The organism is Arthrobacter sp. GAS37 (assembly GCF_044908325.1).
In the GTDB taxonomy this organism is placed as follows: Bacteria; Actinomycetota; Actinomycetes; order Actinomycetales; family Micrococcaceae; genus Arthrobacter; species Arthrobacter ramosus.
Window position 1 is genome coordinate 38,272 of the sequence record NZ_JBIYDB010000015.1, and the last position, 19,916, is coordinate 58,187.

General features: G+C 64.1%; 17 protein-coding genes and 2 tRNA genes. 14 read left to right on the top strand and 5 right to left on the bottom strand.

The window, feature by feature from the left end:
* Nucleotides 1-133 precede the first annotated feature (133 nt).
* The 3 genes from ABH924_RS13525 to metG all read left to right on the top strand — a co-directional run bounded on the left by ABH924_RS13525 (nt 134) and on the right by metG (nt 5,327).
* Nucleotides 134-2,938: an ABC transporter permease gene (locus ABH924_RS13525; protein WP_404499523.1), complete on the top strand. Its 2,805-nt coding sequence runs from the start codon at nt 134-136 to the stop codon at nt 2,936-2,938.
* Entirely contained in the window at nt 2,935-3,690 is a 756-nt protein-coding gene (locus tag ABH924_RS13530; protein WP_234751942.1) for an ABC transporter ATP-binding protein, read from the top strand. Before ABH924_RS13525 ends, ABH924_RS13530 begins: the two co-directional genes overlap by 4 nt.
* Nucleotides 3,691-3,767: 77 nt before the next feature.
* On the top strand, nt 3,768-5,327 hold the full coding sequence (metG, locus tag ABH924_RS13535) for a methionine--tRNA ligase (protein ID WP_404499526.1): 1,560 nt from the start codon (nt 3,768-3,770) through the stop codon (nt 5,325-5,327).
* Between the two features lie 586 nt (nt 5,328-5,913).
* Here metG and ABH924_RS13540 read toward each other — a convergent pair.
* Nucleotides 5,914-6,438 carry a hypothetical protein gene (locus ABH924_RS13540; protein ID WP_404499528.1) on the bottom strand — a complete coding sequence of 175 codons (525 nt, stop codon included), beginning with the start codon at nt 6,436-6,438 and terminating at the stop codon, nt 5,914-5,916.
* Between ABH924_RS13540 and ABH924_RS13545 the strand changes: the two genes are divergently transcribed.
* From ABH924_RS13545 to ABH924_RS13560, 4 genes are all read left to right on the top strand, one after another.
* Nucleotides 6,422-6,676, top strand: coding sequence for a hypothetical protein (locus ABH924_RS13545; RefSeq protein WP_404499530.1), 255 nt, complete (start codon nt 6,422-6,424; stop codon nt 6,674-6,676). The genes ABH924_RS13540 and ABH924_RS13545 overlap by 17 nt on opposite strands.
* A gap of 72 nt (nt 6,677-6,748) precedes the next feature.
* Nucleotides 6,749-7,453, top strand: a complete 705-nt coding sequence (locus ABH924_RS13550; protein WP_404499531.1) for a class F sortase — start codon at nt 6,749-6,751, stop codon at nt 7,451-7,453.
* Nucleotides 7,454-7,545: 92 nt separating this feature from the next.
* Complete coding sequence (locus tag ABH924_RS13555; protein WP_372460944.1) at nt 7,546-8,610, top strand: 3-isopropylmalate dehydrogenase; 1,065 nt, start codon at nt 7,546-7,548, stop codon at nt 8,608-8,610.
* A 115-nt stretch (nt 8,611-8,725) separates the two neighbouring features.
* Complete coding sequence (locus ABH924_RS13560) at nt 8,726-9,838, top strand: branched-chain amino acid aminotransferase (RefSeq protein WP_404499533.1); 1,113 nt, start codon at nt 8,726-8,728, stop codon at nt 9,836-9,838.
* 59 nt (nt 9,839-9,897) lie between these two features.
* Here ABH924_RS13560 and ABH924_RS13565 read toward each other — a convergent pair whose 3' ends face one another.
* Nucleotides 9,898-10,632, bottom strand: coding sequence for an SGNH/GDSL hydrolase family protein (locus ABH924_RS13565; protein WP_404499535.1), 735 nt, complete (start codon nt 10,630-10,632; stop codon nt 9,898-9,900).
* A gap of 140 nt (nt 10,633-10,772) precedes the next feature.
* Between ABH924_RS13565 and ABH924_RS13570 the strand changes: the two genes are divergently transcribed.
* The 4 genes from ABH924_RS13570 (at nt 10,773) to ABH924_RS13585 (ending at nt 14,715) form a co-directional block, all read left to right on the top strand.
* The gene (locus tag ABH924_RS13570; protein ID WP_404499537.1) at nt 10,773-11,555 is read left to right on the top strand and encodes an MBL fold metallo-hydrolase; all 783 of its coding nucleotides are present in this window, start codon (nt 10,773-10,775) and stop codon (nt 11,553-11,555) included.
* Between the two features lie 56 nt (nt 11,556-11,611).
* Complete coding sequence (locus ABH924_RS13575; RefSeq protein WP_404499539.1) at nt 11,612-12,388, top strand: fumarylacetoacetate hydrolase family protein; 777 nt, start codon at nt 11,612-11,614, stop codon at nt 12,386-12,388.
* 86 nt (nt 12,389-12,474) lie between these two features.
* Nucleotides 12,475-13,989 carry a glutamate--tRNA ligase gene (gene gltX, locus ABH924_RS13580; protein ID WP_404499541.1) on the top strand — a complete coding sequence of 505 codons (1,515 nt, stop codon included), beginning with the start codon at nt 12,475-12,477 and terminating at the stop codon, nt 13,987-13,989.
* A 12-nt stretch (nt 13,990-14,001) separates the two neighbouring features.
* On the top strand, nt 14,002-14,715 hold the full coding sequence (locus tag ABH924_RS13585) for an HAD family hydrolase (protein ID WP_404499543.1): 714 nt from the start codon (nt 14,002-14,004) through the stop codon (nt 14,713-14,715).
* Between the two features lie 11 nt (nt 14,716-14,726).
* Here ABH924_RS13585 and ABH924_RS13590 read toward each other — a convergent pair whose 3' ends face one another.
* Nucleotides 14,727-16,190: a hypothetical protein gene (locus ABH924_RS13590; RefSeq protein ID WP_404499545.1), complete on the bottom strand. Its 1,464-nt coding sequence runs from the start codon at nt 16,188-16,190 to the stop codon at nt 14,727-14,729.
* Nucleotides 16,191-16,533: 343 nt separating this feature from the next.
* Between ABH924_RS13590 and ABH924_RS13595 the strand changes: the two genes are divergently transcribed.
* Nucleotides 16,534-16,605, top strand: a tRNA-Gln gene (locus ABH924_RS13595).
* 140 nt (nt 16,606-16,745) lie between these two features.
* Nucleotides 16,746-16,818 (top strand) — tRNA-Glu (locus ABH924_RS13600).
* Nucleotides 16,819-17,004: 186 nt separating this feature from the next.
* On the opposite strand, the gene ABH924_RS13605 is transcribed toward ABH924_RS13600, so the two are convergent.
* Together ABH924_RS13605 and ABH924_RS13610 are read right to left on the bottom strand one after the other, a co-directional pair.
* Nucleotides 17,005-17,568, bottom strand: coding sequence for a DUF1697 domain-containing protein (locus tag ABH924_RS13605; protein WP_404499547.1), 564 nt, complete (start codon nt 17,566-17,568; stop codon nt 17,005-17,007).
* Between the two features lie 61 nt (nt 17,569-17,629).
* Nucleotides 17,630-18,349 (bottom strand): IclR family transcriptional regulator, encoded by a 720-nt coding sequence (locus ABH924_RS13610; RefSeq protein ID WP_028264661.1) that lies wholly within the window; start codon nt 18,347-18,349, stop codon nt 17,630-17,632.
* Nucleotides 18,350-18,461: 112 nt separating this feature from the next.
* On the opposite strand from ABH924_RS13610, the gene leuC reads away from it, so the two are divergent.
* Nucleotides 18,462-19,916 (top strand): 3-isopropylmalate dehydratase large subunit, encoded by a 1,455-nt coding sequence (leuC, locus tag ABH924_RS13615; protein ID WP_404499549.1) that lies wholly within the window; start codon nt 18,462-18,464, stop codon nt 19,914-19,916.

A 19,916-nucleotide genomic window follows, 5' to 3' on the forward strand; every position in this document is an offset into this window, starting at 1 on the left:
GGCTTGGTCCGAAATTCGGAACCGGCGGCAGGCCGGCCAATACTTTTGCACGCACCCGGTGGATTCCCATTGCCTCGGCATGGTTCCAGGGACAGCAGTGTACACACCCGCAATCCAGGACTCAGGGAGCCCTATGAACGCCGTCCAGAGGTTCATCCGAAGCCGTGTGCTTCTGTTGACCGCGGCCATTTTGATCGTCGCCATGTGTTTGTCCGTATTCATCCAGAGCCAGTCGCAGGCCGCGCTGAACCGGACGGTGGATGAGAACTCACGCGGACTGTACGACATCCTGGTCCAGGCCAAGTCCGCGAATACCAAGGACGGCGGGGCACTCCTCCAGCCGGACATCGCGAACGGCCAGGGCGGCATCAGCTTCCCGCAACTCGAGAAGATCCGTGGGCTGAGCGGTGCGTCCGTCGCGGCGCCCATCAGCCTTGTTTCAAGGGTGACGCAGAACCTGGAAACCCCGCGTCTCGATGCAATGGACTACCTCGGCTACAACGCGGGGTTGGCGGGAGGAGCCACCGCCGGAGATCCGACCGGAACGGACTCCAAGAGCTGGCCCGCGCCGGAATCCGTGCTTCCCGCGCAGCCCAAGAAGTACCGCCTCACCGCCACTGCCGTGAGCTCCGACGGAGTGTCCCAGCAAACCCTCTTCCAGACCAGTGCTGAAGGCACGCTCGGCAAGGGTCAGGTCGTAGAGCAGCAGACTGCCGGGGGCAAGAGCATCCGCATCGCCGGCCCCGCAGGGGAGACCGGCATTAAGTTCCCCGCTCCTGCCGGTGGCTCGGAACACAACCTCTTCAACCTTTCTGTGGCGCTGCCCATGGCTCCACAGGTCACCGAGTCGGTCGTCGCCGTCGATCCGACCGCTGAACGCGCCCTCTTGGGCTCGGCCGGAGACTTCCTCGCACCGCTGCAAAAGGCGCCGCCGGCCGACACCCGCAACGCCGGTGCCATCGGCCGCTACTTCGAACAACTCTTCGCCAAGAGCCCTACTCAGCAGGAACTCGAACAAGGCCCGGATTTCATGGGTGTCAAGCTCAAATACTGGGCACCCCTCATGACGCAGTACCAGCAGGCAAAGCTTTCCGGCCAGATCACGGATGCTTCGCAGGCCATTCCTTTGATCGTCCGCCAGGGAACCTCACTGGACCTGAAGTACTCGGTCAAGATCCAGGAAATCGATGATTCGGGCAAGGTCGTCAACGACGTCGGCACTGTCTCGCGTTCCTTGGACAAGGACTACCTGCCCTTCGTCTCAAAGTCGCCGTTCGCCCTGTCATGGCCAGGATCCACGGACCACAGCCAGTTGCTGGGCAACATGGGCAACTTCAGCCAAGGCCTGTACCAGCCAGCCCAGTGGAGCACGGACTTCGCCGCCGCACCCAAGTACAAGGACGGCGAAACCTCCGCGAATGGAGCCGTCGCCAAGTCCGCCACACCGGGGGACTGGGTTACCGTCAACAAGCTGCCCGAGAAGTCGGCCTTCGGGGCGATTGTGGACCAGAGCCAGCGCAAGCCGGTCGACGAGCGCTCGTACCGGGAGAACCTTTCCACGGGATCGAAGCCCGCTACGCCACTGCCGATGGTCTACGGGACATTTGATCCGGCAGCGATCCAGAAAGCAGCAGGCGACGTCAACAAGCTGCCGCTGGGTGGCTACGACCCGGCCCCGATGACGCTCCAGAAGGACGCTTCGGGCAATGACACCGCAGCAAAGGGCCTCAAGCCCTCGCTGAGCGACACGGGGCTGGTCAGCCAGTCCGCCGGCGCCATTACCGACTACTACGGACTTGCCGCCGCGCGCGGTTACGATTCCAACGCCAACGTGATCGATGCCGTCCGGGTCCGCGCCAGCGCGCCAGGCAACTGGAAGCAGGCCCAACCCGAGGTCGACAAGCTCGCAGCCCAGATCCGCGACATGGGTCTCGAAGCCACTGTGGTGGCCGGCTCCGCGCGTGAAGACGCCAACATCTTCGTCCCGGGATACTCCAAGGACGACGCCGGCAAGGAATCCGCGCTGGGCACCGTCCAGCAGTCGTGGGTTCGGCAGGATGCCGCCGATGCCGTTTCCGGTTCCCTCACGGGCACCAACATCACCCTTCTCTTCCTGACGCTGTGCGGAGCCACCCTCCTGACCGGCGCTTCCACAGTCAGCTACATCCGCCAACGACGCAGTGAGGCGGGGATCCTCCGCGCCATGGGCTGGACCCAAAGGAAGATCCGAAGTTGGGTCCTTGAGGAGTTCGGCATCGGTGCGGGGATCGTTGCCGTGGCGGGCATTGCGCTGAGCCTTCTGAGCTGGAACCTGGCTACGGTCATTGTTTCCGCGTCGGTGTTGCTCATTTACTGCGCTGCCGCCTACATCGCGGCCCAGCAATTGCGGCACCGCGACGTCGTCGACCAGGAGCCCCAACACGATGAACGCCTGATCGCGGTGGATTCACCGCTGACGTTTGCGTACCGCCAACTGGTCACCCACCGTTTCAGCTCAGTGGCGCTGGCCGTGGCGGTGGGCGTGTTCGGGGCGGCCGTTGGTGCCCTGATCGCCTTGCTCATTGATATCCCGCGCGCAGCTGGAGCCAGCGCCCTCAGCGGGCTCGCCTCCGCCACCGTCGCGCTGCCGAGCGTCATCCTGGCAGTCTGCGGGGTGCTCGTGGGCCTCGTGCTGACCTTGGTCACTGGTCGGTTCGAACTCCAGTCCAGGCGCGAACAGCTCGGCACGCTCCGGGCCATGGGCTGGAACCCGGACATGCTGGGCCAGGTCCGATTCTTCGAAAATGCCTTGGTCGGAGCCGTGGCCCTGATCCTGGGCGTCCTGGGGGCGCTGAGCCTGGGCCTGTTGCTCGCTCCTTATGCTGCACTATGGGCCGCCTTGGCCGGAGTGTTGGCCGTAATTTGCTGGATTCCCATTGCAACGAAAGTGGTCAAATGACTGACAATCTCCAACCCGATCTGACCGCGACCACGGAATCCACCGACGAGTCGTTCCAGACCCGCGCCAACACCATCGTGCGGGCTGCGGACCACGGCATGCCCCTGCAGTTGAGCAACATCACCATCCGCTATGGCGGCGACAAGGGTGGCGCGGAGCCGGTCACCGTCGTCGAGGACTTCAACCTGACCCTGCACGCCGGCGAGATGCACTGCGTCGCCGGGCGAAGCGGCTCAGGCAAGACCAGCATCCTGACAGTGGGAGCGGGACTCACGCTTCCGACGTCGGGCCGGGTCCTCTGGGAGGGCGACTCCCTCGAGAAGATGGGCGACGACGAAATCGCCGACCGCCGCCGCGCCCTCATCGGGTACGTGGACCAGGGCGGCGCCTTGATCGATGGCATGAGCGCCTTGGAGAACGTGTTGTTGCCGGCCGTTCCCGACGGCGAAGTGGAACAGCGCACCGAAATGGCCAAGGACCTGCTGGACCTGGTGGGGCTGGGCCGGCGCATGCGCCACCGTCCTGCGCAGCTGTCCGGCGGTGAGCGCCAGCGTGTCGCGATCGCCCGGGCCCTGATCCTGGGCACCCGTGTCCTGGTGGTCGACGAGCCAACGGCCAGCCTGGACCGTACCTCGGCAAACCGCATCATCAGCATCCTGAAGGACACCACCAAAGACGGGATTGCCGTGCTGGTGGCGTCGCACGACCACGAGCTTGTCAGGCTCAGCGATACGCTGACTGAATTGAACTAGTAGCCGATGCCTCCGGACCGGCCGTCACATGCGGCCGGTCCGGTCTTTCCATCTCCAAGAGAAGGTAACTTCGTAGAGTGACGTCTCCAGATAAACCCCCGTTCTACATCACCACCGCCATTACGTATCCGAACGGCGAGCCGCACATCGGGCATGCCTACGAGTACATCGCCACCGACGCGATGGCCCGGTTCAAGCGCCTCGATGGCTTTGACGTGATGTTCCTGACCGGTACGGACGAGCACGGCATGAAGATTGCCCAGGCTGCGGAGAAAGAAGGCATCACGCCCAAGGAACTCGTGGACCGGAATGCCGAAGTCTACAAGGCCGCCCATGCTGCCCTAGGGATCTCCTACGACCGCTTCATCCGCACGACGGACGCCGACCACTACGCCGCTTCCCAGGCCATCTGGAAGAAGATGGAAGCCAAGGGGGACATTTACCTGTCCAAGTACGAGGGCTGGTACTCGGTCCGCGACGAGGCTTACTACACCGAGGACGAGACCGTACTGAAGGACGACGGCGTCCGCTACTCGCGCGGTACCGACACCGAAGTGACGTGGACCGCCGAGGAGAGCTACTTCTTCCGCTTGTCCTCCTACCAGGACAGGTTGTTGGCCTTGTACGAGGAGCAGCCGGAATTCGGCGCCCCCCAGTACCGCTTCAACGAGGTCATCAGCTTCGTCAAGCAGGGGCTGCAGGACTTGTCCATCAGCCGGACGACTTTCGACTGGGGGGTCCCGGTGCCGGGGAACGACAAGCACGTCATGTACGTGTGGGTTGACGCCCTGACCAATTACCTGACGGGGGTCGGCTACCCGGATGCCGGTTCGGAGGCGTTCCGTAAGTTCTGGCCCGCGGACGTCCACGTCATCGGCAAGGACATCTCACGCTTCCATGCGATCTTCTGGCCCGCCTTCCTGATGAGCGCCGGACTGGAACTGCCCAAGCGCGTCATGATCCATGGCTTCCTGACGAACAACGGGGTCAAGATGTCCAAGTCCCTCGGCAACGTCGTGGCCCCCAAGGATTTTGTGGAGCAATACGGCCTGGACCAGGTACGCTTCTTCTTCCTCCGCGAAGTGCCCTTCGGCGCGGACGGCAGCTACAACCACGAGGCGATCGTGGGTCGCATGAACGCAGACCTCGCCAACAACTTCGGCAACCTGGCCCAGCGTTCGCTGTCCATGGTGGCCAAGAACTGCGAAGGCAAGGTGCCGGTTCCCGGCGATTTCTCGGCCGAGGACACCGCGCTGCTGACCCAGACCGGCGGACTGCTGGACGTGGCCCGCGCGGCTTTCGAGAAGCAGGAATTCAGCCGTGCCCTTGAGGCAATCTGGGCTGTGCTTGGTGATACCAACGCGTACTTCGCCGAGCAGGCCCCGTGGGTGCTGCGTAAGACCGATGTCGAGCGCATGAACACGGTCCTGTACGTCACGCTGGAGGTTGTCCGCATCGTGGCGATCCTCGCCCAGCCGGTCATGCCGACGTCGGCCGCCAAGCTGCTTGAGGTGCTGGGACAGCCGGAAGGCGAGGCCCGCCAGTTCGCGGCCATCGCCACGCCGATCGTCCCCGGCACGGAGCTCCCGGCCCCGGCCCCGGTCTTCCCGCGTTACGAGGAGCCCGCCGAGGCCTAGACGCCCGCTCACATATGCCGTCTTTTGGGCGAACGCCCGCTCATTTATATGGTGCCTGACGCGGACGCCCGCTCACTTACGTTGCCTTCTGGGCGGACGCTCGCTCACTTTGGCGGTGCGTGACACCCCTTCACCTCACCGGTGAGGGGGTGTTCCTTTTCCGTCCCACGACCGCTCGGTGCCCGGAGGCGGGTCCGGCGGGTCGCTGGACTTCCAAGTGGTCCCTTCGCGCCGGCGAGTGGAGCTCCACTCGGGGCAGGTAGCGGCCGGGGCAAGGCGGACTGGTTCCTACCTGTAAACGCGTAGCCGCCACTCGCGTTAATTAGTAGACGGAAACCTAGCCTGAAAAGCAAGCGAACTGATGACACTTTCTGGGGAGTAACTGTCAAGATTCATCTCGCTTGTTGAGGTCTCCCGTACTTGTCTTTCCTGGGTCTCGAAGACGGTTACTCTGCAAAGTCTGGTCAGCTCGAACCCGATGTGGTTGGAGGGACCGAAATGAAACGGACTATTGCGACCCTGGGGGTCGTGGGCCTGGGATTGCTGGGTGCCACGGTGACGGCGAACGCTGCTCCCTCAGACAAGATCACCATCTGCCACGCCACGCATTCGGCGTCGAACCCATACGTCGCGGTGACATCAGCTTGTCGGCGCTTTCCGGGCATGTCGCCGACACCAACGACATCGTTCCCGCCAACGCGGGCGACCTTATGCCCAACGGGCAAAACCTCACCGCGGAAAACATCGCCATCCTTAACGCCGGCTGCAGGGTGGTCAGCCCTCCCGTGACGAGCTCGCCGGCGACCAGCCCGGCGGTGGATCCGGTGGTCAGCCCTCCCGTGACGAGCTCGCCGGCGACCAGCCCGGCGGTGGATCCCGTGGTCAGCCCTCCCGTGACGAGCCCGGCGGTGACGAGTCCGGCCGTGGATCCGGTGGTCAGTCCGCCGGCGACGAGTCCGGCGGTGGATCCGGTGGTCAGTCCGCCGGCGACGAGTCCGGCGGTGGATCCGGTGGTCAGTCCGCCGGTGACGAGTCCGGCGGCGACCAGCCCGGCGGTGGATCCGGTGGTCAGTCCGCCGGTGACAAGTCCGCCGGTGCCTGCAGCCGTCACTCCGGCAGCGCCGGCGCCTGCAGCCGCCACCCCCGCCGCGGCCGAAGCTGCTGCCGGCGCCGCAGCGGCGCCGGACCCCTCGATAACCAACGTGGGCTACAACGTCCAGACGGCCGTCGGCGGGAAGGCGGACGCGGGGATCCCCGGTTGGCTTTCCGGCCTGACTGCTCTCTTCAGTGCAGTGGCCGCGTTTGTAGTCGTGAGGAGCGGTGTGCGCGCCCGGAAGGCCGACCGCTAGGCAAACCCCGGTGGGTGCCGCCATACGATGTTCGGCACCCATCCACCTTCTTCGCCGTCTCCGGGAGTGATCATGGCCAGTCACCGTTACGTGCGGCAGCCTCGCGCAGCCGGCATCCGTGGCCTGCTGATCAGTTCCAGGGATCTTCTCTTGTTGGCGATTTGCGTCGGGGGGCTGCTTGCGTCCTGGCTGGTCAATGGCGCATACGGTCCAGGGAATCCGGCCGCTTTGGACGTAGGGCAGCTGGCGCTTTCGTCTGCGGCTCCTGCGATCAAGCCCGAGCCGAACCGTGCGGCGGTGGACGCTCCTGCCACTAGGCGGGGAACGAGTCTGCCTGCGGCGTCGGCGCCATTGCAGATTACGTACCCGGCGTTTGCCCTAAATGTGGTGGTTCACCCGCTGCGACCGGACCCCGCTGGCGGGCAGAGCATTGAGCCGCCGGAGACGATGGATGGATATTGGCTCAGTCCGTTCGGAACCCCCGGAGCGGGCTCGACGAATACCACCTACGTGATCGGGCACAGTTGGGAAGGGCTCGACGCGCCGTTCAACCATCTCAGCTATGCAGCAGCCCCTGGGGATGAGTTCAAAGTCGTCACGGCAACGGGAACGATGACATACAAGGTCGATTCCGTCACGACGTACACAAAATCGACTTTGAAAGACAGTCCCGTCTGGACAGCGGTGCCCAATCGACTGGTCCTGATCAGCTGCTATACGCAGGATCTCTGGGGCAAAAATGTGGCCGTGGTCGCTTCACCTGTCCCCGGGCAGTAGCTTCTCGCGAAGGGCGCTCCTCACAGACCTCCGGGCGCTCAAATGGTGAGACGATTTTGACCAACATGTGGATGCATTGGCAGTCTGAAAACATGAGCGCAACGCAACCCGCCGCAACGATCAACCTGGCTGTCATTCCCGGCGACGGCATTGGCCCCGAAGTCATTGCCGAAGCCCTCAAGGTCCTGGAAAAGGTCGTCGCCGAAGAGGGCGTCACCTTGGAGCAGACCGAATACAAGCTTGGAGCCCAGCACTGGCTTGAAACCGGTGAAACCCTCCCGGACGCGGTCCTGGCCGATCTGCGCACCCGCGATGCCATCCTGTTCGGCGCTGTAGGTGCCGCCCCGGGGGACACCCGCATTCCTTCCGGGATCATTGAACGCGAGATGCTGCTTAAGCTCCGCTTCAGCCTGGACCACTTTGTGAACCTGCGCCCGTCGCGGCTCTATGGCACGGTGGGCAGCCCGCTGGCCAACCCCGGAAACATCGATTTCATCGTGGTCCGCGAAGGCACCGAGGGTCCGTACGTCGGCAACGGCGGTACGTTGCGTGGCGGGACCCCGCACGAGGTTGCCACCGAAGTGTCGCTCAACACGGCCCACGGCGTCGAGCGCGTCGTCCGGGACGCCTTCCGCCGTGCCAGCGAGCGTCCCCGCAAGCACGTCACCCTTGTGCACAAGCACAATGTCCTGGTCTTCGCAGGCCACTTGTGGAAGCGCACCGTTGAAGCCGTGGCCAAGGAATTCCCAGAGGTCACTCACGACTACCTGCACATCGACGCTGCGACGATCTTCATGGTGACCGACCCCTCCCGCTTTGACGTGATCGTCACCGACAACCTCTTCGGAGACATCATCACTGACCTTGCCGCGGCCATCACCGGCGGCATCGGTCTGGCAGCCTCGGGCAACATCAACATGGACCGCACTGCGCCCTCCATGTTCGAACCCGTCCACGGTTCCGCTCCCGATATCGCCGGACAGCAGAAAGCGGATCCAACCGCCGCCATCCTGTCCGCGGCCTTGTTGCTGGACCACCTCGGCTACACGACTGCCGCCCGGAGGATCGAAGCCGCCGTCGTCGCCGACATCGAAAGCCGCAATGGCGACAGCCGCAGCACCGCGGCCATCGGCGACGCTATCGCGGCCGCACTTTAGGACCACTGCCCGGGCGTAAGCTTTACTTGAATTATTTACCTGCTGCCGTGGTCCGTCGCTGAACCATATCCTCCAAGAGATGGTTCGCTCTGCCTGGTAGCCGACTGGAGGAAACATGACTCAGACTGCCCACGGCGTCGAATTCAGCCAGCAGCTCTCGGAGACCCCGAAGCCTGCTGAGGAGCGTGCAGCTATCCTGGCAAACCCGGGATTTGGCGACTACTTCACCGACAACACTGCCATTGTCGACTACAGCGTTGACACAGAGGGCAAGGGCGGCTGGCACAGTGCCCGCGTCGAGGCCTACGGACCGATTTCCCTTGATCCTTCGGCGGCAGTGCTGCACTACGGCCAGGAGATCTTCGAAGGCCTCAAGGCATACCGCCACGCTGACGGCTCCATTTGGACGTTCCGTCCCGAGGCCAACGCCGCCCGCCTGAACAAGTCGGCCCGCCGCTTGGCCCTCCCCGAACTTCCCGAGGAATACTTCCTCGGTGCCATCCGCGAACTCGTGCAGGCGGACAAGGAATGGGTTCCGTCCGGCGACGGCGAAGCCCTGTACTTGCGCCCGTTCATGATCGCGACGGAAGCGTTCCTCGGTGTCCGCGCCGCCCGCGAGGTTTCCTTCCGGGTCATCGCTTCACCGGCCGGCAACTACTTCGGCGGCGAACTCAAGCCGGTATCCATCTGGATCTCCCGTGAATACGCGCGCGCCGGCCGTGGCGGAACCGGTGCCGCCAAGTGCGGTGGAAACTACGCGGCATCCCTGATTGCCCAGATGGAAGCCGAGGAGAACGGCTGCAAGCAGGTCCTCTTCCTGGACCACTTCAACGACGACGCCGTCGAGGAACTCGGGGGCATGAACGTCTTCTTCGTCATGAAGGACGGCTCACTCGTCACTCCGGCACTCACCGGAACCATCCTCGAAGGCGTGACACGTTCTTCGGTTATCCAGGTGGCGAAGGACATGGGCCGCGAGGTTTCCGAGCGCAAGATCACCCTCGCTGAATGGCGCGACGGCGTGGCCTCCGGCGAAATCGCCGAGGTCTTCGCTTGCGGAACCGCGGCTGTCATCACACCCATCGGCGTGCTCAAGGACAAGACCGAGTTCATCGGCTCCGAGGATGCCAAGGCAGGCGAAACCACCATGGCCATCCGCCAGCAGTTGCTCGGCATCCAGACCGGAACGGTCGAGGACAAGCACGGCTGGCTCACCCGCCTGGCCTAAGGTTCAGCAGAGCGCCCGACGGCGGCCTCCCACTTTGGTGGGCGGGTCGCCGTCGCCGTTTAACCAGTGAGCGGGGTGTTACCGGGGCTGGCTTGCCGGATCCGCGGCCCGATCAGCGCTTCCATCTTGGCCTGCAGATACTGCTGGCCCGCCGCGGACGGGTGATCGCCGTCGGGACCAATGAGGTCCGCGGCATCGTCCATGATCCAGCCGAGGTCGATCGGATCAACGAAGTCGGCGCCGGCTTTCAGGGCAGCGGCCCTGCCCTGGTCGCGGATGTCGAGCCTTACCGCTTCGGGCGAGCTCGTGTACGACGGCGGCCCGACCACCAGGATGTCGGCTTGGGGAGCGCGGGACTTGACTGAGGCGAACGCCCGTGCGGCCGCATCCTCGGTTTCTCCGGGGGCGGTGCCCATGTCATTTTCGGAACCAAAGAACAACACCAAGCGGGTCTCGTCGGTTACCGCTGTGTCCACTTGGGAACCGAAAGTCGATCCGTCCTCGCCAACACTGACATAGCCGCTGCCATCATGCGCGGCATTGACGATCGTCGCCTGGAACTGTTGAAAGCCGGGATCGTTCTCCACCAGCTTCGGCCAGGCATCGTCAGGCGAGGTGCCGTGACCTGTGCTGAGGGAGTCTCCGATGATCACCACGGTGGGCTGGGCCGGGGCGGACCGCGGTCCGGTGTCGGAGGAACAAGCGCTGAGGACTGCGAGGACGGAAAAGCAGACGGTGGCGATTGCCGTCGTCGTCCGGAGAAGTTCTCTTCGTCGGGTGTGACTCCGCAACACTTCGACTCCTCCTCCGCAACTGTCCATATGTATCCGTCCCAGTTCCTTGGCACCATGCTACGTCGTGTGCCGGGCTTGCCTCTTGGCATCGGGCTTCCGGTTCCCGGCTCCGGCCCCTTGGCGTGTGCCAAGATGGAGAAGTGAATCCGGTCAATGACGCCTCTTTCCAGAACAGCAGCCCCCTCACCCGCTCGCGGCTCGCGCCAAATCCAGGTCCGATGAGCCTCGACGGCACCAACTCGTACGTCATTGCCGCACCGGACGCTGCCGGGGTTGTCGTCGTCGATCCCGGGCCGCTCGACGAAACGCACCTCGCGGCCCTGGCTGCCACGGGAACTGTGGAACTCGTTCTCATCACCCATCGCCACAAGGACCATACCGAGGCCTCTGCCCGCTTCCACGAACTCACCGGCGCGCCCGTCCGCGCGGCGGATCCGGCGCACTGCCACGGAGGCCAACCGTTGCGGGGCGGTGAGGTCATCGAGGCTGCAGGCGTTGAGATCCGCGTGCTTGCCACGCCGGGCCATACTTCGGATTCAGTCTGCTTCCACCTTCCGGGCGACGGAACGCATGGCTCAGTGCTCACGGGAGACACCATCCTGGGACGCGGAACCACCGTCCTGGACTATCCCGACGGAAGGCTGGGGGACTACCTCTCGAGCCTCAACACACTCGAAAGCCTTGGTCCGGCAACGCTGTTGCCCGCGCATGGACCCGTGCTGCCGGCCGTCGATGCCGTATGCCGCGAGTACCGGGCCCATAGGGAGATGCGACTGGACCAGATCCGCGAAGCACTGGCGCGGCTCGGAGCCGAAGCCGGGGTCCAGGCCGTCACCGATGCGGTGTATCCCGACGTCGATCCTTCCGTGCGGTGGGCAGCTGAAACCTCGGTGGCGGCGCAATTGGACTATCTGCGCGGCTAGCGGACACCTCCACAGCGCGCGCGTACTGGCCGCCTGCGGACGGTACGCTAGAAACCATGCGTATCGCCCGGTTTGTAGTTGATTCTGATCCCGTCTACGGCGTCGTGGAAGGTGAGCCCGGCAGTGAAGTTATCACTGTCATCCACGGCGACCCCTTCTTCAACGGCGTCGAGCGGACCTCGGTCCGCCACAAGCTGGAAGACGTGCGCCTGCTGGCACCGATCATTCCGCGCAGCAAGGTCATCGGCGTCGGACGGAACTTCGCCGAGCATGCCCGGGAACTGGGTAACGAGGTCCCGCAGCACCCCTTGCTGTTCCTGAAGCCGAACACCGCCGTCGTTGGCCCCAACGATCCGATCATCTTGCCCGAGTTCTCGGAGGAAGTCTCCTTTGAGGCGGAACTCTGTGTGGTCATTGGCCGCATTTGCAAGGATGTGCCCGAAGATCGGGTGGACGATGTCATTTTCGGCTACACCTGCGGCAACGACCTCACGGCCCGCGACGTCCAGAAGACGGACCTGCAGTGGGCGCGTGCCAAGGGTTTTGACACCTCCGCGCCGCTCGGCCCGTGGATCGAGACCGAACTCGACCCCGAGGACCTGGCCATCAAGGGTTGGCTCAACGGTGAACTCCGCCAGGACGGCAGCACGAACCAGATGATCCGCAGCGTTCGGGAGCTGGTGTCGATCGTTTCGCAGGCTTTCACGCTGCTTCCGGGTGACGTCATCATGACCGGGACCCCGGCCGGCGTCGGCCTGGTCCAGGAGGGCGACCGCTACGAGATCGAGATAGAAGGCATCGGCCGCTTGTCCAACCCCGTAGTCCGCCGGTAGGGGTTTGGCGGGCCACCCCGTCAGCCGCTTCCGCCCACGGTCACTGGGCATTCCGCCCACCGCCACGGGGTAAAGTTGGAACCATTATGACTACTGTTGCTGCGCCGAACTCTGCCGCCATTCCTGCCGTGAACGCCGAAACCCCGGTCCGCGTCCGGTTCTGCCCCTCACCCACGGGAACTCCGCACGTTGGGTTGATCCGTACGGCTCTCTTCAACTGGGCCTACGCACGGCACACCGGTGGCAAACTGATTTTTCGGATCGAGGACACCGACTCGGCCCGCGACAGCGAGGAAAGCTACCACCAACTGCTTGACGCGCTGAAGTGGCTCGGCATCGACTGGGACGAGGGCGTCGAAGTTGGCGGGCCGCACGAACCGTACCGCCAGTCCCAGCGCAGCGACATGTACCAGGACGTCATCGCCAAGCTCAAGGCCGGCGGTCACATCTATGAGTCGTACTCCACTCCCGAGGAGATCGAAGCGCGGCACCGCGCCGCCGGCCGGGATCCGAAGCTCGGTTACGACGGCTTTGACCGCCACGTCACCGAGGAGCAGCTCGCCCAGTACAAGGCTGAGGGCCGCAATGCCGTGTTGCGCCTGCGCATGCCGGACGAAGACCTCACCTTCAACGACCTTGTGCGCGGGGAAATCACGTTCAAGGCGGGATCCGTGCCCGACTTCGCCGTGGTGCGTGCCAACGGAGCTCCGCTGTACACACTGGTGAACCCCGTTGACGACGCACTCATGGGCATCACGCACGTCCTCCGCGGCGAAGACCTGCTCAGCTCCACTCCGCGGCAGATCGCCCTCTACCGCGCCCTCTACGCCATCGGCGTGGCCGAGTACATGCCCGAATTCGGCCACCTTCCCTACGTCATGGGCCAGGGCAACAAGAAGCTTTCCAAGCGCGATCCGGAATCCAGCCTGTTTCTGCACCGTGAACGCGGCTTCATCCGCGAAGGATTGCTCAACTACTTGTCCCTCCTGGGCTGGTCCCTGAGCGCCGACGAGGACATCTTCACCGTGGAGCAGCTCGTGGCCAACTTCGACATCCACGACGTCCTGGGCAACCCGGCGCGCTTCGATATCAAGAAGGCCGAAGCCATCAACGGAACGCACGTGCGCATGCTCACTCCGGAGGATTTCCGTCAGCGGCTCGTGCCGTACCTGCGTGCCGCCGGCTTCGTGGGGGAGATCCTGACTCCGCGCCAGGAAGAGATCCTCGCCGAGTCCGCGCCGCTGGTCCAGGAACGGATCACCTTGCTGGGCGAGGCTCCCGAGATGCTCGCCTTCCTGTTCAAGAACGACGACGCGATCGACGTCGCCGACGACGCCCGCAAGGGTCTCCCCGAGAACCTGAACGAGGTGCTGGACGCCGCGTTGGCTGCCCTGGAACCCCTCACAGACTGGACAGCAGAAAGCATCCAGTCAGCACTCAAGCAGGCCTTGGTGGAAGATCTTGGCATGAAGCCGCGCCTCGCGTTCGGCCCAGTGCGCACGGCAATCTCCGGCCGCCGCATCTCGCCGCCGCTGTTCGAATCGATGGTCATCCTGGGCAAGGATTCCTCGCTCACCCGCCTGCGCGCGTTCCGCGGCTAGTTCAGGCACGCCGTGATCAACGCACTTCATGAGTCATTCGGCACGATCCGGGGTGTCCTGTTCGACATTGACGACACCCTGGTGGACCTTGAGTACGCCATGACCACGGCCCTGCGTGACGTGAGCGAACACCTCCTGCCCGGCCTGGACCAGACCGGGTGGGAGAAGTTCGGACGGATCTTCACGCACGAAACCACGCATTTCTATGACCGGTATCTCGCCGGTGAATTGACGTTCAACGAGCAGCGCCTCCTGCGTGGCCGCGCAGCCCTGGGGCATTTCGGCGTGGAACTGGGAGGCGAGGACTCCCACACGTGGCTCAATGACTACTCGCGCTTGCAGCCCAGTTATGTCAGGGCCTTCAGCGATGTCCTGCCCGTCCTTGATGCACTGGACGCCGCGGGCATCCCTTATGGCGCCGTGAGTAACAACGTCCATGACTACCAGCGGGTCAAGCTCGACAGTGCGGGACTCGCCCGGGTCTCGGTCCTTGTCGGAACGGACACCGTAGGCGTGCCCAAGCCGGACCCCGCCATTTACCTGGAAGGGGTCCGTCGCTTGGGCACCACCCCGGCCGAGACCCTTTTTGTGGGAGACAACCGCCTTCTCGACGCCGACGGCGCCACGGCCGCTGGTTTGCTGGGCATCTGGCTGAACCGCACCGGCGAGCTCGCCTCCGACTTTTCCGGCCGGGAAATAGACTCCTTGACGCGACTGCTCGCCTGAGGCTTCTGCCGCTACGCGCCCAGCCGGAACTTCCGCAGGAAAACGAACGTTCCGACGGAACCCGCCCCCAGGACGCCCACAAGTCCGAGCGCTGTGCCGGTATCCGACTTTTCGGCCATGCTCGACGGCGATACCGCCGCAGCTCCCTGATGCAGTTCAGCTGTGCCCGCCGCGATTCGCGCATTTCCGTCCGCGAGTTTGTCGGCACCCGTGGACAACTGGGCCGATCCCGCGGCCAGTTTGGCGTTTCCATCGGACAACTTGGAGGCACCCGCTGCCAACGCAGTGGAACCGTCCAGGAGACCGGGGGAGGAGGGATCAGCAGGGCTGCCCTTGATTCCCGCCATCAACGAGTCCGTGCCGGCAGCCAAGCGGGACGTCCCGTCCGTCATGCCGGCCGTGGCCTTGAGGAGCCCCGGATGCTCAGGGTCGCCAGGTACGCCGTCCATGCCCACGCGGATCTTTTCGGTTCCATCGGCGAGCATCTTGGTCCCCAGAACCACGCCCGGGGACGCCGGATCCTGGCTGTTGAGCTTCTGGGCGAGAGTGGCGAAACCTGCCGTCAGCTTGCCGGTCCCCGCCGCGAGCTTCCCGGTGCCGTCGGCGAGCCGCCCGGTGCCATCGTGCAGTTGCGCCGCTCCGGCCGAAAGCTGGCCCGCCCCTGCCTGCAATTGCGAGGCTCCGGCGTCAAGGCGATGCGCGCCATCGTTGAGCGCATTGATCTGGGCCTTCAGCGCTGCCAGGGGCACCACGCCCTGGATGCCGTTGGCGGCGTCGGCGAGCTGCTGGAGCCCTTGGGCCAACGCAGCGGAGCCTGTTCCCTTGGTGGGATCGTCTCCGGCTCCCGCGTAACCTTTGAGCTGATTGGTGCCCGCGGCGAGCCGGGCAGCGCCCGCGTCGAGCTGGGCGGCACCGGCGTCGAGCTGGGCGGCTCCGTTGTTGAGCTGGTTCGCGCCGTTGTTGAGTTGAGTGGCGCCGTCGCCGAGATTGTTTTCAGCGTTGCCGCCCGGCGTCGGAGTCAGCGCAGCGGAAAGCTGAAGGGCGCCGGCCGCGAGCTTCTGTGCGCCGTCGTCCACCTTATAGACTCCCGGCGCTAGCTTGGCGTTGACGTCATTCTGGATTTTCACGGCCCCTGTAGCGAGTTTGTCGGCTCCATCCTTCAACTGCTGGGCTCCCGGAGCCAGCTTGCCTTGGATTCCGTTTTGGACTTTTGACGCGCCATCCGCGAGCTTGGCAGCACCTGTTCCGGCTTCCGCAGCTCCGCCCGCGAGCCGAGCCGCGCCGTCCTTGAGCTGGCCGGCGCCGGCGGATGCCTGACCTGCGCCGTCATTGAGCTGCGCCGACCCTGCCGCGATCTTCCCAATGACCAAGGTGTAGAAGCCGAGGAGCGCGATGAGCAGGAGTGCGAGCACGGCAATAGCGATTATCTGGGCACGGCTTCGTGTTCTGGTGGCAATTGCAGGGTTCGATGTCATGGGCAATTCCTCTCGATGACTTCCCGACAGCGGCGCTGCTGCCAGGGATCCCCCCATGTGACGCAGCTAACAAGCGATTCGGCCTGCAGCTGTGCCACGAAACAAGTGCGTGGCGTTGGTTACCGGTTGGTAACTTACCGAGAGTAAACCTAAGGTCCCGTCGATTGCAAGGGTTTTTTCATGTCGGCATCGACGTCGGCGGATCGCTGAGGGTCCGCGCCGGGGCGGGCGCGGGCCTGCGCGCTCGATTTGTGTGCATCGAAAGTCTCGGGTAAAGTAATTACTCGTGCTGAGGGGCACGGAGCGAAGGTTTACGCCATCGAATCCGGCCTAAAAGTGCCAATGGGATATGGTGTAATTGGCAACACTACGGTTTCTGGTACCGTCATTCTAGGTTCGAGTCCTGGTATCCCAGCTCTGAATAATCCGCATGTTTGTGTGGGAATTCGGAGTTTCAAAGCGGTTCGCCGATTTGAAACAAAGGTGAATGTATGAAATACTCATTCAGCTTGAATGCCGGAAGCGGTATTCAGAATGCAGGAAATCAAAGTGCAAGGCCCCATCGTATAGCGGCCTAGTACGCTGCCCTCTCACGGCGGTAACGCGGGTTCGAATCCCGCTGGGGTCACAAAATGAATCCCCCGGAACCAACAGGTTCCGGGGGATTTTTCTTTGCATCGAGTATGACCCCAGAACCCTTGTACGCCGTACCTTTCTCCCCTTGTTTGCCGCGAGAAAGCCGAGGAATGACCCGACTCGCCGTGTCGCAAGCGCTTTCCCATTTCAAAGAGGGGAGAACTGTACGGGCGGCCGCTCATTCTTCTTTCTGGAGGGCCTCTGCGGCGTCCTTGACCTTGATGAGCGTGCGCAGGTTCCGCGTGGTGGTGCTCGCCTTGTAGCGGGCCTTTGCGGAGAGCTTGCTGAAGGGGCTGTCCAAGGTGCCTCCCGCCGGGGCGAGCCAAGCGGAGGCCTCGGGACCCAGCCGGACCTGCTCGACGCCGCCCTGCCCGGGGGCGCCGAGAGCCGTGCCGGCGTCGAACAGTTCGTCCAACATGGCCGCATCCGAGGCGAGGGTGACGTAGCTGTGCGTGGTTTTGTCGTCGGCCGGATAAGGGCAGGCTTCCACTAATTCGGCAACCCTTTCAGCAGTCAGGACCACCACCCAGGCGTCATAACCAAATGCTTCCCTCAAGCACTCTTCAAAATCGTTCTTGACTCCCGCCGTGTCGAACTCGCTCCGGAGCACCACGTTGCCGCTGGCCAGCAGGGTCTTGACGTCGGTGAAAGGGTGCGCCTTGAGGGCTGCCTTGAGGTCGGCCATCTTGATGTTGATCCCGCCCACGTTGATCCCGCGCAGGAACACGGCAAAGCTGTTCATGCGCCTACCCTACCTGCGCGCGTCTACGGGAGGGTGCCTAAGGGAAGCAGATGGGAAGCGGTTAGTCGTTGTTCTTCCGCAGGGCTTCGGTCAATACCCGGGCGGCGTTGCAGACGACTTCGGCATGCAGGCGTCCCGGCTGGCGGGTCAGGCGCTCTATGGGGCCCGAGATGGACACCGCAGCAATGACCCGGCCGGAAGGACCACGCACGGGTGCGGAAACTGAGGCGACCCCAGGCTCGCGTTCGCCGAGGCTCTGGGCCCAGCCCCGGCGTCGTACTCCTGCCAGGACAGTCGGCGTGAACCGGGCGTTCTGGAGTCCGTCGAGGAGGCGATCGTGGTCTTCCCATGCCAGCAGGATCTGCGCGGCGGAGCCGGCCTTCATGGAAAGCTGGGTGCCCACGGGAATAGTGTCGCGCAGGCCGATCGGACGTTCGGCCGAGGCAACGCAGACGCGCCAGTCGCCCTGGCGTCGGAAGATTTGGGCGCTCTCCCCGGTGGCGTCGCGCAACTGGATCAAGACCGGACCGGCAGAAGCGATGAGCCGGTCTTCGCCCGCCGCCGAAGCAAGCTCAACAAGGCGGCTGCCGAGGACAAAGCGGCCTTGGATGTCACGGCTCACGAGGCGGTGGTGGACGAGTGCCAGCGCCAGCCGGTGCACGGTGGGGCGGGCCAGCCCTGTTGCTGCCACAAGTTGAGCCAAGGTGGTTGGCCCCGCCTCAAGTGCATCGAGCACTTGGGCCGCTTTATCGATGACGCCGACTCCACTAGAATTGTCCATGTAATGATATTGCCGTCTCAATATCTGAGATGCAAGTTGTTTCACTGGCGCAGTTCGGATCGCTGATGTTCAGTGGAAGTAGTCAAGCCAACCGCAGTGAAGGGAGTAGGCCGTGGGAAAGACACTGGCCGAGAAAGTTTGGGATGCGCACGTGGTGCGCAAGGGCGAGGGCGAAGGAGCCAACGCCCAGCCCGATCTTCTGTTCATCGACCTGCACCTCGTGCACGAGGTGACCTCCCCGCAGGCCTTTGAGGGTTTGCGCCTGGCCGGCCGCCCCTTGCGCCGCCCCGACCTCACTATCGCGACGGAAGACCACAACACGCCGACGCTGGACATCGACAAGCCGATTGCCGATCTGACCAGCCGCACGCAGATCCAGACCCTGCGCAACAACTGCAAGGAGTTCGGAGTCCGCCTGCACTCGCTCGGCGACGCCGAACAGGGCATTGTGCACGTTGTCGGCCCGCAGCTGGGCCTCACCCAGCCCGGCATGACGGTTGTCTGCGGCGATTCCCACACCTCAACCCACGGCGCCTTCGGTGCGCTCGCCATGGGCATCGGCACTTCCGAGGTGGAACACGTCATGGCCACGCAGACGCTGTCCCTCAAGCCGTTCAAGACCATGGCCATCAACGTTGAAGGCACCCTGCGCCCGGGCGTTTCGGCGAAGGACATTATTCTTGCGGTCATCGCCAAGATCGGAACCGGAGGCGGCCAGGGCTACGTCCTGGAGTACCGTGGCTCGGCCATCCGGGCGCTCTCCATGGATGCCCGCATGACCGTATGCAACATGTCCATCGAAGCCGGTGCCCGCGCTGGCTTGGTGGCTCCGGACCAGACGACCTACGACTACATGTACGGCCGCCCGCACGCCCCGCAGGGGGAGGAGTGGGATGCCGCCGTCGAATACTGGAACACGCTGCACACCGACGAGGACGCGACTTTCGATGTCGAGGTGGACCTCGACGCCGATACCTTGGAGCCGTTCGTGACCTGGGGGACCAACCCGGGCCAGGGCATTTCGCTCAACGAGGCGGTACCGTTCCCCGAGGACTTCGGTGACGAGAACGCCAAGCTGGCGGCCGAGCGCGCGCTGCAGTACATGGGCCTCGAAGCCGGGACACCGATGAAGGACATCCGGGTGGACACGGTCTTCCTCGGATCCTGCACCAACTCACGCATCGAGGACCTCCGTGCCGCCGCCGATGTCATCCGCGGGCGGGAAAAGGACCCGAAGGTCCGGATGCTCGTGGTTCCCGGCTCGGCACGAGTCCGACTTGAGGCCGAAGCAGAAGGCCTGGACAAGGTGTTCAAGGAATTCGGCGCTGAATGGCGCTTTGCCGGCTGCTCCATGTGCCTGGGCATGAATCCGGACCAGCTGGAACCGGGGGAGCGCTGCGCGTCCACCTCGAACCGAAACTTCGAGGGGCGCCAGGGCAAGGGCGGCCGTACCCACTTGGTTTCGCCGGTAGTCGCTGCGGCCACGGCAGTACGCGGAACGCTGAGCTCGCCTTCGGACCTGGAGCCCGCCTCTGTTTCCGCATCCACCACCACCGACGCCGCCTAG

Coding starts and splice junctions, on each gene's coding strand:
- ABH924_RS13525 (WP_404499523.1), top strand. CDS start 134: ATGAACGCCGTCCAGAGGTTCATCCGAAGCCGTGTGCTTCTGTTGACC.
- ABH924_RS13530 (WP_234751942.1), top strand. CDS start 2,935: ATGACTGACAATCTCCAACCCGATCTGACCGCGACCACGGAATCCACC.
- ABH924_RS13550 (WP_404499531.1), top strand. CDS start 6,749: ATGGCCAGTCACCGTTACGTGCGGCAGCCTCGCGCAGCCGGCATCCGT.
- ABH924_RS13555 (WP_372460944.1), top strand. CDS start 7,546: ATGAGCGCAACGCAACCCGCCGCAACGATCAACCTGGCTGTCATTCCC.
- ABH924_RS13560 (WP_404499533.1), top strand. CDS start 8,726: ATGACTCAGACTGCCCACGGCGTCGAATTCAGCCAGCAGCTCTCGGAG.
- ABH924_RS13575 (WP_404499539.1), top strand. CDS start 11,612: ATGCGTATCGCCCGGTTTGTAGTTGATTCTGATCCCGTCTACGGCGTC.
- gltX (WP_404499541.1), top strand. CDS start 12,475: ATGACTACTGTTGCTGCGCCGAACTCTGCCGCCATTCCTGCCGTGAAC.
- ABH924_RS13590 (WP_404499545.1), bottom strand. CDS start 16,190: ATGACATCGAACCCTGCAATTGCCACCAGAACACGAAGCCGTGCCCAG.
- ABH924_RS13605 (WP_404499547.1), bottom strand. CDS start 17,568: ATGAACAGCTTTGCCGTGTTCCTGCGCGGGATCAACGTGGGCGGGATC.
- ABH924_RS13610 (WP_028264661.1), bottom strand. CDS start 18,349: ATGGACAATTCTAGTGGAGTCGGCGTCATCGATAAAGCGGCCCAAGTG.